Annotated in this window: 7 protein-coding genes and 1 pseudogene; 7 read left to right on the top strand and 1 reads right to left on the bottom strand. The window is 70.8% G+C overall.

The genetic code is table 11. The features are described 5' to 3' along the window. Window positions 1-678 precede the first annotated feature (678 nt). From dnaA to O7606_RS19020, 5 genes and pseudogenes are all read left to right on the top strand, one after another. Entirely contained in the window at window positions 679-2,490 is a 1,812-nt protein-coding gene (dnaA, locus tag O7606_RS19040; RefSeq protein WP_281595373.1) for a chromosomal replication initiator protein DnaA, read from the top strand. Between the two features lie 884 nt (window positions 2,491-3,374). After that, the gene (dnaN, locus tag O7606_RS19035) at window positions 3,375-4,508 is read left to right on the top strand and encodes a DNA polymerase III subunit beta (RefSeq protein ID WP_281595372.1); all 1,134 of its coding nucleotides are present in this window, start codon (window positions 3,375-3,377) and stop codon (window positions 4,506-4,508) included. 41 nt (window positions 4,509-4,549) lie between these two features. Then, on the top strand, window positions 4,550-5,422 hold the full coding sequence (gnd, locus tag O7606_RS19030) for a phosphogluconate dehydrogenase (NAD(+)-dependent, decarboxylating) (RefSeq protein ID WP_281595371.1): 873 nt from the start codon (window positions 4,550-4,552) through the stop codon (window positions 5,420-5,422). Window positions 5,423-5,437: 15 nt separating this feature from the next. Further along, on the top strand, window positions 5,438-6,571 hold the full coding sequence (recF, locus tag O7606_RS19025; RefSeq protein ID WP_281595370.1) for a DNA replication/repair protein RecF: 1,134 nt from the start codon (window positions 5,438-5,440) through the stop codon (window positions 6,569-6,571). A gap of 304 nt (window positions 6,572-6,875) precedes the next feature. Further along, window positions 6,876-7,382, top strand: a pseudogene (locus tag O7606_RS19020) (DciA family protein); the annotation flags it as partial. A gap of 27 nt (window positions 7,383-7,409) precedes the next feature. Here the strand turns inward: O7606_RS19020 and O7606_RS19015 are convergent. After that, window positions 7,410-7,964 carry a hypothetical protein gene (locus O7606_RS19015; protein ID WP_281595369.1) on the bottom strand — a complete coding sequence of 185 codons (555 nt, stop codon included), beginning with the start codon at window positions 7,962-7,964 and terminating at the stop codon, window positions 7,410-7,412. Between the two features lie 528 nt (window positions 7,965-8,492). Between O7606_RS19015 and gyrB the strand changes: the two genes are divergently transcribed. Both gyrB and gyrA read left to right on the top strand, forming a co-directional pair. Further along, the gene (gyrB, locus tag O7606_RS19010; RefSeq protein WP_281595368.1) at window positions 8,493-10,439 is read left to right on the top strand and encodes a DNA topoisomerase (ATP-hydrolyzing) subunit B; all 1,947 of its coding nucleotides are present in this window, start codon (window positions 8,493-8,495) and stop codon (window positions 10,437-10,439) included. A gap of 128 nt (window positions 10,440-10,567) precedes the next feature. Then, the gene (gene gyrA / locus O7606_RS19005) at window positions 10,568-14,347 is read left to right on the top strand and encodes an intein-containing DNA gyrase subunit A (protein WP_281595367.1); all 3,780 of its coding nucleotides are present in this window, start codon (window positions 10,568-10,570) and stop codon (window positions 14,345-14,347) included.

Below are 14,347 nucleotides of genomic sequence, written 5' to 3'. Positions count from 1 at the left end.
CCTCGATCGGCGCTGTCCTGAGATGCACGGACCCGAGGCAGCGGGCACCACGATCCCGGACAACAGGCACCCATCACCCTAGCAGAGGGCGACAGAGCAGCCGCTCCAGCCTACGCAGGGCGGCAATGACCGTCAAACACCCGTTCCCGGGGTGATCACCGGCCACCGGCCGGCCGGACGGCGCGCGCGGGGCCGTACCGGAGATGCCGTCATCGAGCAGGCCCGCGACGGAGCCGGCCGCTCGCGCGGGGCCGTGCCCGCCGCGACGCGCCGGGACCGAAGCGGCGGTTTTCGCTGATGCCGACAAGGGCACCGCACGCCACCGGTTGTAGCGGCGCGGACAACGCTGTTAGCGTGCGCGCTTGCGGTCAACGTCGTGATCGGCCAGCAGCGTCCGGTGCCGTCGACGGTCGTTGACAGGCAAGACCGGACGGGGCAGTCAATCGTTCGGCACGGTGAACCCGCTTCAGCACCCGTTCAGGCAGGGGCCAGTTCCCACCCGCATCCGGCGGGCGGCCACAATCGGTCGGTACACAGGCTGTGGATAACTTGTGGACGACGGCCGGTCAGCCGTCCGGGCGGACGGCGTTTCAGCCGCTCGACGGCGGTGGCGGGCCCGGGACGGCCGACTGGCGAGACAGCGGCGGTCGGGAGCAGAGGCGAGGGGGTGGCACGACGGTGGCCGGAACGACCGACCTTGCCGCGGTGTGGGCGGCGGCGACGGACGAACTCGCCGACGAGATCATCTCGGCTCAGCAGCGCGCCTATCTCCGGCTGACCCGACTGCGCGCCATCGTCGAGGACACCGCGCTGCTCTCGGTGCCGGACGCCTTCACCCGGGACGTCATCGAGTCCCGGCTGCGCCCGGCGATCACCGAGGCGCTGACCCGCCGACTCGGCCGGCCGATCCAGGTGGCGGTGACCGTCCGGGCGCCCGAGGACGGCGCGGGACGTCCGGTCGGCACCGTCTACCGGAGCGTGCCCGAGGCCGACGCCCCCGAGCTGCCCTTCGCCGGCTTCGATCCGGGCGTCGGCCCCGCCGAGCCGGCCGCCCCGTTCGGGGACCCCCCGGCGGCGTCACGTGACGACCACGACGGCCCGGAGCCCGGGGGGTCGCCCGACGGGCCGGTGGAGGAGCCGCCCCGGCTGATCCCCACCAGCCGTGGCGGCCAGGAGCCGCTGTTCACCGCCGCGTTCGCCGAGCACCTGCGTGGTACGGTCACCGGCCCCGACCCGCGCGGGTACGACGACCGTGGCGCGGAGCGCCGCGGCTACGGCGACCCCGCGCCGCCCGGCGGCCCCGAGGCGGGCCGCCCGTACGAGCAGCGGTACGACGGCGGCGGGACGGGACGGGACCGGCTGCCCCGCGACGGCGGCACGGACAGCGGGCCGGGGCGAAGTGGCGTGGACCACCGACCGGGCGGGCCGGGTGACCGTCGGCTTCCCGGCGGGGACACCGGGGGCAACCGGCTCAACCCGAAGTACATGTTCGAGACCTTCGTGATCGGCTCCTCCAACCGGTTCGCCCACGCGGCGAGCGTGGCGGTCGCCGAGTCCCCGGCGAAGGCGTACAACCCGCTGTTCATCTACGGCAGCTCGGGGCTCGGCAAGACCCACCTGCTGCACGCCATCGGGCACTACGCCACGACGCTGGGCAACGCCCGCTCGGTCCGGTACGTCTCGACCGAGGAGTTCACCAACGACTTCATCAACTCGCTGCGGGACGACAAGACCAGCGCGTTCCAACGCCGGTACCGCGACGTGGACATCCTCCTGATCGACGACATCCAGTTCCTGCAGAACCGGGAACGGACGCAGGAGGAGTTCTTCCACACCTTCAACACCCTGCACAACGCGAACAAGCAGATCGTGATCACGTCCGACCGGCGGCCGAAGGACCTGGAGACCCTGGAGGACCGGCTACGTACCCGGTTCGAGTGGGGTCTGCTCGCCGACATCCAGCCGCCGGACCTGGAGACCCGGATCGCCATCCTGCAGAAGAAGGCCGCCCAGGAGCGCCTGTACGCGCCGCCGGACGTGCTGGAGTTCATCGCCTCCCGGGTGTCGAACTCGATCCGGGAGTTGGAGGGGGCGCTGATCCGGGTCACCGCGTTCGCCAGCCTCACCCGGTCCTCGGTCGAGTTGTCGCTGGCGGAGGAGGTGCTGCGGGACTTCATCCCGGACGGTGCCGGCCCCGAGATCACCGCCGACCAGATCATGGTGTCGACCGCCGACTACTTCGGGGTGAGCCTGGAGGACCTGCGCGGCCACTCCCGGTCCCGGGTGCTGGTCAACGCGCGCCAGGTGGCCATGTACCTGTGCCGGGAGTTGACCGACCTGTCGTTGCCCCGGATCGGGCAGGCGTTCGGCGGCCGGGACCACACCACGGTGATGCACGCCGACCGCAAGATCCGGCAGCAGATGGCCGAGCGGCGTTCGCTCTACAACCAGATCGCCGAGCTCACCAACCGGATCAAGCAGACCTCCTGAGCCCGTACGGGCACCGGGAGCGCCCGCCCCGGCACCGGCACGACGCCTTACTCCTACCGACACGCCCGGCCCGACGGCCGGGCGTGCGCCATTTTCCGCTGCCGACGCGCCACCGTCGGGCAGCCCCGCGCCGGCTCCGTCGGCCTCCCGTGCCGGCTCCGTGGGGCTCCGTGACGGCTGTGGAAGCCGCTCCGGGCTGTCCACCGGCCGTCGCGTCGTCCACCGGGCGGCTCTGTTGTCCACAGGTCGGCCGACTTGTCCACAGCAAGTTATCCACAGGCGGTGGACAACTACCCTGGGCGGCCGACCAGTTACCCACAGATTGTGGATAAACCCTGGGGACAGCCTGTGGACGACTGTGGACAGTCGACCCGGTTGTCCACCGGCCACCGGCCACCTGTGGACGGGCTGTTGAAGGTTCTGGGGATAACTGGCGTCGGCTCGTCACCCGCTGTCCACAGCCCTGGGGAGAAAGTCGGTGGATAAGCGGTGGATAACCTGTGGACGACGGTGGATAACTTCGCGGTCCACGCAGCCTGTGGACAAGAAGGCCGGTTGTACCCAGGGTTCTCCACAGGTAAACCACCGGTGGATAAGCGCTCTGAGCTGCGCAAACGCGACTTCTCCACAGTTTCCACAGGTGCGATGACGACTACGGGTTATCTCTTTGAAGAGAACAAAAACCAATCATCACCGTTGGACTTCCTGTGGATCGGGCCGTCGGCCGCCGACCCGAGTCGGCCGGCGCCTGCCGATCCACGGGGTCGGGCGCACAGCCGATGCCCGCGCGCCCTAAGGTGCGATGGGTACCCGCACGGTCGGGCGGGACGGCAGGCAGCGGTCGGCATGAGAGAGTTGTCGCTGACGTCGACGCGGAGGCATTGATGAAGTTCCGAGTGGAGCGCGACGCGCTCGCCGAGGCCGTGGCGTGGACCGCGAAGAGCCTCCCCAACCGGCCGTCCGTACCGGTGCTCGCCGGGGTGATGCTCCGGGTCACCGACGGCGACCTCCAGGTATCCGGCTTCGACTACGAGGTCTCCAGCCAGGTCACCGTCGAGGTGCAGGGTGACGCCGACGGGGCCGCCCTGGTCTCCGGCCGGCTCCTCGCCGAGATCACCAAGGCCCTGCCGGCCAAGCCGGTCGACATCGCCGCGGTCGGCGCGCACCTCGAGCTGGTCTGCGGCAGCGCCCGGTTCACCCTGCCCACCATGCCGGTGGAGGACTACCCCAGCCTGCCCGAGATGCCGGAGAGCGCCGGCACCGTCGACGCCGCCGCGTTCGCCGCCGCGGTCGCCCAGGTGGCCGTCGCCGCCGGCCGGGACGAGACACTGCCGATGATGACCGGGGTTCGGCTGGAGCTGAACGGGGAGACCCTCGCCATGCTCGCCACCGACCGCTACCGGCTCGCCCTGCGCGAGATGACCTGGCGACCCGACGACGCCGAGGTGAGCATCAACGCCCTGGTGCCGGCCCGGACGCTGCACGACACCGCCAAGGCCCTCGGCCCGCTCGGCGGCGAGGTGAACCTGGCGCTGTCCCAGGGCGCGGCCGGTGAGGGCATGATCGGCTTCTCCGGCGGCACCCGGCGCACGACCAGCCGGCTGCTCGACGGCGCGAACTACCCGCCGGTCCGGTCGCTCTTCCCGGCCAGCCACAACGCCGAGGCCCGGGTGTCGGTGGCCGGCCTGATCGAGGTGGTCAAGCGGGTCGCGCTGGTCGCCGAACGCACCACCCCGGTCCTGCTCAGCTTCAGCGCCGACGGGCTGGTGGTCGAGGCCGGCGGCACCGAGGAGGCCCGGGCCAGCGAGGCCATGGACGCCACCTTCACCGGCGAGGCCCTGACCATCGGCTTCAACCCGCAGTACCTGATCGACGGTCTGGCGAACCTGGGCGCGCAGACCGCCATGCTCTCCTTCGTCGACGCGTTCAAGCCCGCCGTGATCTCGCCGGCCGGTGAGGATGGCGAGGTCATTCCCGGGTACCGGTACCTCATCATGCCGATCCGCGTCTCCCGCTGATCGCGCAGGCCCCTCGACCGACGCACCGGAGGTAGGTACAGATGCAGCTCGGGCTGGTAGGACTCGGCCGGATGGGCGGCAACATGCGCGAGCGGCTGCGGGCCGCCGGGCACGAGGTGGTCGGCTTCGACCACAACGCGGAGCTGACCGACGTGGCCACCCTCGCGGAGCTGGTCGAGAAGCTCGACGCCCCGCGCGCGGTGTGGGTGATGGTGCCGGCCGGCGTCACCGACGCCACCATCGACGAGCTGGCCGGGCTGCTCGGCGACGGCGACATCGTCATCGACGGCGGCAACTCCCGGTTCAGCGACGACGCGCCGCGCGCCGAACGGCTGAACGAGCGCGGCATCGGCTACCTCGACGTCGGCGTCTCCGGCGGCGTCTGGGGTCGGCAGAACGGGTACGCGCTGATGGTCGGCGGGTCCGAGGAGCACGTGTCCCGGCTGATGCCGATCTTCGAGGCGCTCAAGCCGGAAGGCGAGTTCGGCTTCGTGCACGCCGGGCCGGTCGGCGCCGGGCACTACGCCAAGATGGTGCACAACGGCATCGAGTACGGCCTGATGCACGCCTACGCCGAGGGGTACGAGCTGCTCGCCGCCTCCGAGCTGGTGACCAACGTGCCGGGCGTGTTCAAGTCCTGGCGTGAGGGCACGGTGGTCCGGTCCTGGCTGCTCGACCTGCTCGACCGGGCCCTCGACGAGGACCCGGAGCTGGCCGAGCTGAGCCCCTACACCGAGGACACCGGCGAGGGGCGTTGGACGGTCGACGAGGCCGTCCGGCTCGCCGTGCCGCTGAACGTCATCACCGCCTCGCTGTTCGCCCGGTTCGCCTCCCGGCAGGACGACTCGCCCGCGATGAAGGCCGTGGCCGCGCTGCGTCAGCAGTTCGGCGGGCACGCCGTCCGCAAGCGCTGACCGGCGCCGCCGCCCGTGTACGTCCGCCGGCTCGAACTTGTCGACTTCCGCTCGTACGAGCGGGTCGAAGTCGACCTTGAGCCGGGGGCGAACGTCCTCACCGGCGCGAACGGCGTCGGCAAGACCAACCTGGTCGAGGCGCTCGGCTACGTGGCGACCCTGGACAGCCACCGGGTCGCCACCGACGCGCCGCTGGTGCGGCTCGGCGCCGAGTCGGCGGTGATCCGCTGCGCGGTGGTGCACGAGAGCCGGGAGCTGCTGGTCGAGCTGGAGATCGTCCCGGGGAAGGCCAACCGGGCCCGGCTCGGCCGGTCGCCGGCCCGTCGGGCCCGCGACGTGCTCGGCGCGCTGCGGCTGGTGCTGTTCGCCCCGGAGGACCTGGAACTCGTCCGGGGCGACCCGGCCGAACGCCGCCGCTACCTGGACGACCTGCTGGTGCTGCGGCAACCCCGTTTCGCCGGGGTGCGCGCCGACTACGAGCGCGTCGTCAAGCAGCGCAACGCCCTGCTGCGTACGGCGTACCTGGCCCGTAAGACCGGCGGCACGCGCGGCGGCGACCTGTCCACGCTGGCGGTCTGGGACGCCCACCTGGCCCGGCACGGCGCGGAGCTGCTCGCCGGCCGGCTGGAGCTCGTCGCCGCGCTCACCCCGCACGTCACCAAGGCGTACGACGCGGTCGCGGCCGGGCGCGGGGCGGCCGGCATCGCGTACCGGCCGTCGCTGGAGCTGGCCGACGCCCCGGCGGACCGGACGGCCCTCGCCGAGGCGTTGACCGCGGCGCTGGCCGGGGCCCGCGCCGCCGAGGTCGAGCGGGGCACCACCCTGGTCGGCCCGCACCGCGACGACCTCGCGCTCACCCTCGGCCCGCTGCCCGCCAAGGGGTACGCCAGCCACGGCGAGTCCTGGTCGTTCGCGCTCGCCCTGCGGCTGGCCGCGTACGACCTGCTGCGGGCCGACGGTATCGAGCCGGTGCTGGTGCTCGACGACGTCTTCGCCGAGCTGGACGCCGGCCGCCGGGAACGGCTGGCCGGGCTGGTCGGCGGGGCCGCCCAGCTCCTGGTGACCTGCGCGGTCGACGAGGACGTGCCGGTGGCGCTGCGCGGGGCCCGGTTCTCCGTCGACGCGGGGGCGGTCCGCCGTGCCGGATGACCGCCAGCTCCCGCCCCCGCGTACCGGCCCGGCCCGGGGCGCGGCCGACGACGGTGTCGACGCTCAGCGCCGTGCGGGCCGTGCGGCCGGCGGCGCGGCCGGTGACGGCGCCCAGGACGGTTCTTCGGCGACCGGTGGCGGCGTTCAGCGCGGCACGGGTGGTGTCGCCGCCGCTCGACGCGGAGCGGGCACCGCGGGTAGTGGCGAGAACGGCACGGGCGCTCGGCGCGGCGCAGGCGGCGAGAGCGGCACGGCCGGCACGGGCGGCGGCGAGAGCGGCACGGGCGATGGTGGCGGTGACGGGGCGTCCGGCCCGGCGCTGGCCCGGGCGGTGCTGGACGCGGCGAAGGCCCGCCGGGCGGCGGCGTCCACGGCCAGCCGGCGGCGCAGCGCCGTCGGCGGTGGAGAGGGCGGCCAGCGGCGGCCCCGCGGGTACTCGGGGCCGGGACCGGACCCCCGCGACCCGCAGCCGTTGGGCGTGGTGCTGGAGCGGTTGATGAAGGCCCGGGGCTGGCAGCAGCCGGCCGCGGAGGCGACCGTGTTCGGCGCGTGGGAGCGGGTCGTCGGGCCGGACGTCGCCCAGAACAGCCGGCCGGTGAAGCTGGAGGACGGCGAGCTCACCGTGGAGGCCCGGTCGACCGCCTGGGCGACCCAGCTTCGCCTGCTGGCCGGCTCGCTGCTGCGACAGATCGCCAGTGAGGTGGGCCACAACGTGGTGCGCAAGCTGCACATCCACGGGCCCGCCGCGCCGTCCTGGTCCCGGGGGCCCCGCCGGGTCCGGGGCCGGGGCCCCCGGGACACCTACGGCTGAGACCGGCGTCTGGTGGCGACGAGCGCGTCAGGTGGCGGCGTAGACGGCGAAGCCGCGATCGGCGCAGCGGCGGTAGAAGGCGGCCAGAACGGCCAGCTCGGCGCAGGTGAAGTTCCACTGCGGCGGCTCGCCGGCGTCGTCGCGCAGGCCGTCCAGCCGGCCCTCCAGCCAGCGGAGCTGCTGCTCGGCCAGGCGGCCGTCGCCGAGCAGCGCCCGCAGCACCGCGCTGACCGAGTCGAACGTGACCGCCTCACCGTGCTCGCGGTGGCGGGCCACGAACCGTTCCAGGCCGTCGGCGATCCAGCCGCAGCCGTCCGGGTCGATCACCGGGTCCTCGTCCTCGGCCGCGTTCTCCGTGGCGTAGAGCACGTTCTCCAGGCCGAGCAGGAGATCCACCAGCTCGGTGTAGGCGGTCGCCCGTACCGTGCCGGTCTTGGCGATCAGCTCGGCGAGCGCGGCGGTCGGCGCGGAGATCTGCGGGATCTCCACGATCTCGCCGAAGTCGACGAACTCGGCCGGGGCCACCGGGTCGTAGAAGCGGCCGGTACGCGGCCAGAGCACCGCGACGTTGTCCAGCCCCATCGGGCGTCACCTCTTCAGTGCACGTGTCGGGCCAGTTGGTCCGATCGTCTGATTCTGCCGTTCAAAGATCAAGTGCGGCACCCCGGCAGCGCCGCCAACGTACGGCACGCTGCGTGCTCCGCGCGACCCCGGGGCGTACCGGTGGCCGGTGGGACGGGTGGGAGTACCCGTCGGCGAACGCGCCCGACGAACGGGCCTGTTCGTGTAGGGGGAGTCGTGGGGGGCGCGATTCGGCCGGCAGCGGAGGTCTGAGCCGCCTTCAAGGGGTGCCGAGTGGTGGTTCTGTCGGCTGCGCACAGTAGGATTAGGGGCGAGACGAAGATCTGACGCGGAGCGACGCCACGGACCCCCGGACGTTCCCGTGTCACCTGAGTTGATCGCGATCCGCGGGCAACCGCGGCGACCGGCGTGCTCGGCCCGTACCCCGGAATCCATGGTGCCGGTCCGCGCGCCCGACGTCGCGTCCTGTCCGCCGAACCCGCGTCCGACGCGCCCTGCGGCGCGGACGGCGCGAGAAAGTGGCCGAGGGTGGCAGACCAGAACAAGCAGGAGTACGGCGCAGAGTCGATCACCGTCCTCGAGGGTCTGGAGGCGGTCCGCAAGCGGCCCGGCATGTACATCGGGTCCACCGGGGAACGTGGTCTGCACCACCTCGTCTGGGAGGTCGTGGACAACGCGGTCGACGAGGCGCTGGCCGGGTACTGCGACACCATCGACGTGGTGCTGCTGGCCGACGGTGGCGTACGGGTCACCGACAACGGCCGGGGCTTCCCGGTCGACCTGCACCCGAAGCTCAAGAAGCCGGGCGTCGAGGTGGCGCTCACCGTGCTGCACGCCGGCGGAAAGTTCGACGGCAAGGCCTACGCGGTCTCCGGGGGTCTGCACGGCGTCGGCGTGTCCGTCGTGAACGCGCTCTCCACCCGGATGGCCGTCGAGATCCACAAGCACGGCTCCGTCTGGCGGCAGCGGTACGAGGCATCCAAGCCGGGCGAGCTGGCCAAGGGCGAGACCACCGACCGCACCGGCTCGGCGGTCGCCTTCTGGCCCGACCCGGACGTCTTCGAGACCGTCGACTTCGATTTCCAGACCATCTACCGGCGGCTCCAGGAGATGGCCTTCCTCAACCGCGGCCTCACCATCCACCTGCTGGACGAGCGCGTCCCGGAGGGCGAGGACGGCAAGCAGCGCGAGGTCACCTTCTGCTACAAGGGCGGCATCGCGGACTTCGTCCGGCACCTCAACGCCTCGAAGAACCCGATCCACAAGACGGTGGTCGAGTTCGGCGGCGAGGAGGAGGGCATGTCCGTCGAGATCGCCATGCAGTGGAACGAGTCGTACGGCGAGTCCGTCTACACCTTCGCGAACACCATCAACACCCACGAGGGCGGCACCCACGAGGAGGGCTTCCGGGCCGCGCTGACCACCCTCGTCAACAAGTACGGCGCCGAGAAGAAGCTGCTCAAGGCCGACGAGAAGCTCTCCGGGGAGGACATCCGCGAGGGGCTGGCCGCGATCATCTCGGTCAAGCTGGCGAACCCGCAGTTCGAGGGGCAGACGAAGACCAAGCTCGGCAACACCCCGGTCAAGAGCTTCGTGCAGCGGGTGTGCAACGAGTGGCTGGTCGACTGGTTCGACCGCAACCCGGCCGAGGCGAAGGTGATCATCCAGAAGGCGTCCCAGGCCGCCCGGGCCCGGATCGCCGCCCAGCAGGCCCGCAAGCTGGCCCGCCGCAAGTCGCTGCTGGAGTCCGGCTCGATGCCCGGCAAGCTGGCCGACTGCCAGTCCACCGACCCGCGGGAGTGCGAGGTCTTCATCGTCGAGGGTGACTCGGCGGGTGGCTCGGCCAAGCAGGGTCGTGACCCGCGTACCCAGGCGATCCTGCCGATCCGCGGCAAGATCCTGAACGTGGAGAAGGCCCGCATCGACCGGGTGCTGAAGAACAACGAGGTCCAGGCGCTGATCACCGCGCTGGGCACCGGCATCCACGACGACTTCGACATGGAGAAGCTGCGGTACCACAAGGTGGTGCTGATGGCCGACGCGGACGTGGACGGCCAGCACATCCAGACCCTGCTGCTGACCCTGCTGTTCCGCTTCATGCGCCCGCTGGTCGAGCTGGGGCACGTCTACCTGGCCGCCCCGCCGCTCTACAAGATCAAGTGGAACCGGAAGGGCGACGACGCCCAGTACGCGTACTCGGACCGGGAGCGGGACGGGCTGATCGCGCTGCGTCAGCAGAAGAAGCCGAACGCGAAGCCGGACGACATCCAGCGGTTCAAGGGTCTCGGCGAGATGAACTATCCCGAACTGTGGGAAACCACGATGAACCCGGCGACCCGTACCCTGCGGCAGGTCACGCTCGACGACGCCGCCGTCGCCGACGAGTTGTTCAGCGTGTTGATGGGTGAGGACGTCGAGGCGCGCCGCTCGTTCATCCAGCGCAACGCCAAGGACGTGCGGTTCCTGGACATCTGACGGATGGTGGCGGGGGGCCGGGGCACACCGGCACCCCGTCGATCCACAGAGTTATCCACAGGTTCCGCGGTATCCACAGCCGTTATCCACAGCGCAAAACCGACTCTGAGTCTGATAAGGGTTAACAAGTGACCGATACTCCCGAGTCAACCCCTAACCCACCGGAGACCCCGGAGACCGGCGCCGCCGTCGTGGCGCACGACCGGATCGAACCGGTCGGTCTCGAGGTGGAGATGCAGCGCTCCTACCTCGACTACGCGATGAGCGTGATCGTGGGGCGGGCGCTGCCGGACGTCCGGGACGGGCTCAAGCCGGTCCACCGCAAGATCCTCTACGCCATGTTCGACTCCGGCTACCGGCCGGACCGGGGCTACGTGAAGTGCTCCCGGGTGGTCGGCGACGTGATGGGTCAGTTCCACCCGCACGGCGACTCGGCGATCTACGACGCCCTGGTCCGGATGGCCCAGCCCTGGTCGCTGCGGTACCCGCTGGTCGACGGCAACGGCAACTTCGGTTCGCCCGGCAATGACCCGGCTGCGGCCATGAGGTACTGTCTTGCGGCTGATGCCCGGATTCGTACCGCTGAGGGGTCGGTCCGGATCGACCAGGTCGTGCCCGGCACAGCCCCGAGCAGCGAGACCGACATCACGCTCAAGGTCCGTGACCGCAACGGCGACCTGGCGCACGCCTCGAAGTTCTTCCACTCCGGCGAGCACCCGACGTTGCGGCTGCGCACCCGCGAGGGGTACGAGCTGACCGGCACCCACAACCACCCGGTGCTCTGCCTGGTGAACGTGGCCGGCGTGCCCACGCTGCTCTGGAAGCTGCTCGCCGAGATCTCCCCCGGGGACCGAGTGGTCATCCAGCGGACCGTGCCGGACGAGATCGGCTACCCGACGCTGGAGCACGTCGAGGCCGCCGTCCTCGCCGGCGCCTTCGTCAGCGAGGGCTGGGTCTCCGAGAACCGGGCCGGGTTCGACAACGTCGACCGGGAGTTCTTCGTCCGGGTGCTCGCCGCCTACGACCTCGCGGTCGCTGGCCCCCGTTACGTCGGCCAGCGGACCATCGCCTCCGGCAGTCTGCTGCACGAGCTGGACGTCCAGGACCTCACCGCGCTGCGCGCGAGCATCCTCGGTGAGCTGGTCGGGGCGCGGAGCGCGGCGAAGTTCGTGCCCGAGTTCGTCTGGCAGGGGCCGGCGGCGGTCAAGCGCGCCTTCCTCCAGGCGCTCTTCGAAGGGGACGGCTCCTCGTCGCTGCTGCCCCGCAACACCATCCAGGTCTCGTACTCGACCCGCAGCGACCGGCTGGCCCGCGAGGTACAGCAGCTCCTGCTGGAGTTCGGCGTGATCAGCCGGCAGTGCCGGTACGACGGCGGCGAGATCAAGGTCGTCGTCACCAACCGCCGCGACGCCCGGATCTTCGCCCAGCAGGTCGGTTTCCTCGGCCGTAAGCAGGCCAAGCTGGAGTCGGAGCTGGCGTCGGTGCCGGCGACCAACACCGCGTTGTCCGGCGACCACGTCCCGTTCGTGGCGGACTTCGTCCGGGAGCACGGCGCCACCCGCTGGACCGAGCGGGACTGGCTGCGTCGGCACAACGTCGACCGGGTCGAGCGCTGGGAGCGGGACCGGGACGAGATCGCCGCCCGGATCACCGAGGCCGACGTCCTCGACGTGGTCGAGCCGCTGGTCGACGGACGCTTCTACTACGCCGAGGTGGACTCGGTGGTGGACGCGGGCGTGCAACCGGTCTACAGCATCCGGGTCGACACCGACGACCACTCGTTCGTCTCGGACGGCTTCGTCAGCCACAACACCGAGTGCAAGCTGGACCCGCTGGCGATGGAGATGCTGCGGGACATCGACGAGGACACCGTCGACCTCCAGGACAACTACGACGGCCGGGCCAAGGAGCCCACCATCCTGCCGTCCCGGATCCCGAACCTGCTGATCAACGGCTCCGAGGGCATCGCGGTCGGCATGGCCACCAAGATCCCGCCACACAACCTGCGGGAGATCGGCGCGGCGGTGCAGTGGTGCCTGGAGCACCCGGACGAGGACGAGGCCACCACCCTCGAAGCGCTGCTGGAGATCGTCAAGGGTCCGGACTTCCCGACCCACGGCCTGATCGTCGGCCAGCAGGCCATCCAGGACGCGTACCGGACCGGTCGCGGCTCGATCCGGATGCGCGCGGTGGTGGAGGTCGAGGAGGACAAGCGGGGCCGCCCCGCGCTGGTGGTCAGCGAGCTGCCGTACCAGGTGAACCCGGACAACCTGGCCGAACGGATCGCCGAGCTGATCAAGGAGGGCAAGCTCGCCGGCATCGCCGACATCCGGGACGAGTCCTCCGGCCGTACCGGCATGCGGATCGTGCTGGTGCTCAAGCGCGACGCGGTCGCCAAGGTGGTGCTGAACAACCTCTACAAGCACACCCAGCTCCAGGAGACCTTCGGCGCGAACATGCTGGCGCTTGTCGACGGCGTCCCGCGCACGCTGAACCTGGCGCAGTTCCTGCGCTACTACGTCGAGCACCAGATCGAGGTGATCCGGCGGCGGACGGCGTTCCGGCTGCGCAAGGCCGAGGAGCGGGCGCACATCCTGCGCGGTCTGGCGAAGGCGCTCGACCACCTGGACGAGGTGATCGCCCTGATCCGGCGGTCGCCGACGGTGGAGGACGCCCGGCAGGGCCTGATCCGGCTGCTGGAGATCGACGAGATCCAGGCGACCGCGATCCTGGACATGCAGCTCCGCCGGCTCGCCGCGCTGGAGCGGCAGCGGATCCTGGACGACCTGGCGAAGCTGGAGATCGAGATCGCCGACCTCAAGGACATCCTCGCCAAGCCGGAGCGGCAGCGGCGGATCGTCTCCGAGGAGCTGGGCGAGATCGTCGCCAAGTGGGGTGACGAGCGGCGGACCCAGATCATCCCGTTCGACGGCGAGGTCTCCATGGAGGACCTCATCGCCCGCGAGGACGTGGTGGTCACCATCACCCGCACCGGGTACGCCAAGCGGACCAAGGTGGATCTGTACCGCTCGCAGCGGCGGGGCGGCAAGGGCGTCAGCGGCGCCACGCTGCGGCAGGACGACATCGTCAGCCACTTCTTCGTCTGCTCCACCCACGACTGGATGCTGTTCTTCACCAACAAGGGGCGGGTCTACCGGGCCAAGGCGTACGAGCTTCCGGAGGCCAGTAGGGTGGCGAAGGGCCAACACGTGGCCAATCTGCTCGCCTTCCAACCGGACGAGCAGATCGCGCAGATCATCGAGATTCCGCACTACCAGGTGGCGCCCTATCTGGTACTCGCCACGAAGAACGGCCTGGTGAAGAAGACGAAGCTTGAGGAGTTCGACTCCAACCGATCCGGCGGCATCATCGCGATCAACCTGCGCGACGAGGACGAGCTGGTCGGCGCGGCCCTGGCCGGGCCGGCGGACGACCTGCTGCTGGTCTCCAAGAACGCCCAGGCCATCCGGTTCAACGCGACCGACGAGGCGCTGCGCCCGATGGGACGGGCGACCTCCGGGGTGATCGGCATGCGGTTCAGCGACGAGGACGTCCTGCTGGCCATGGAGGTCGTACGGGAGGGCATGGACGTCCTGGTGGCGACGAACGGGGGATACGCGAAACGGACCCCCATCGAGGAATACCCGGTGCAGGGCCGGGGAGGTAAGGGCGTGTTGACTGCGAAGATCACCGAGCGTCGGGGTGGTCTGGTCGGCGCGGTAGTGATCGACCCGGACGACGAGCTGTTCGCGATCACCAGCAACGGTGGCGTCATCCGGACTCCGGTGAAGCCTGTACGCCGTACGCGTGATCGGAACACAATGGGGGTCAAGCTGATGGACCTCCCGGACGGCGTGACTATCGTGGCGATTGCTCGCAATGCCGACGAGCCTGAAGAACAGGACTAG

This window comes from Micromonospora sp. WMMD882 (genome assembly GCF_027497255.1).
Classification (GTDB): Bacteria; Actinomycetota; Actinomycetes; order Mycobacteriales; family Micromonosporaceae; genus Micromonospora.
Note: the sequence above shows the minus strand (reverse complement) of the source record. Positions and strands in the feature narration are given on the sequence as shown.

Bases quoted from the DNA above. Each gene is read 5' to 3' on its own strand.
- dnaN (WP_281595372.1), top strand. From the start codon at position 3,375: ATGAAGTTCCGAGTGGAGCGCGACGCGCTCGCCGAGGCCGTGGCGTGG.
- gnd (WP_281595371.1), top strand. From the start codon at position 4,550: ATGCAGCTCGGGCTGGTAGGACTCGGCCGGATGGGCGGCAACATGCGC.
- O7606_RS19015 (WP_281595369.1), bottom strand. From the start codon at position 7,964: ATGGGGCTGGACAACGTCGCGGTGCTCTGGCCGCGTACCGGCCGCTTC.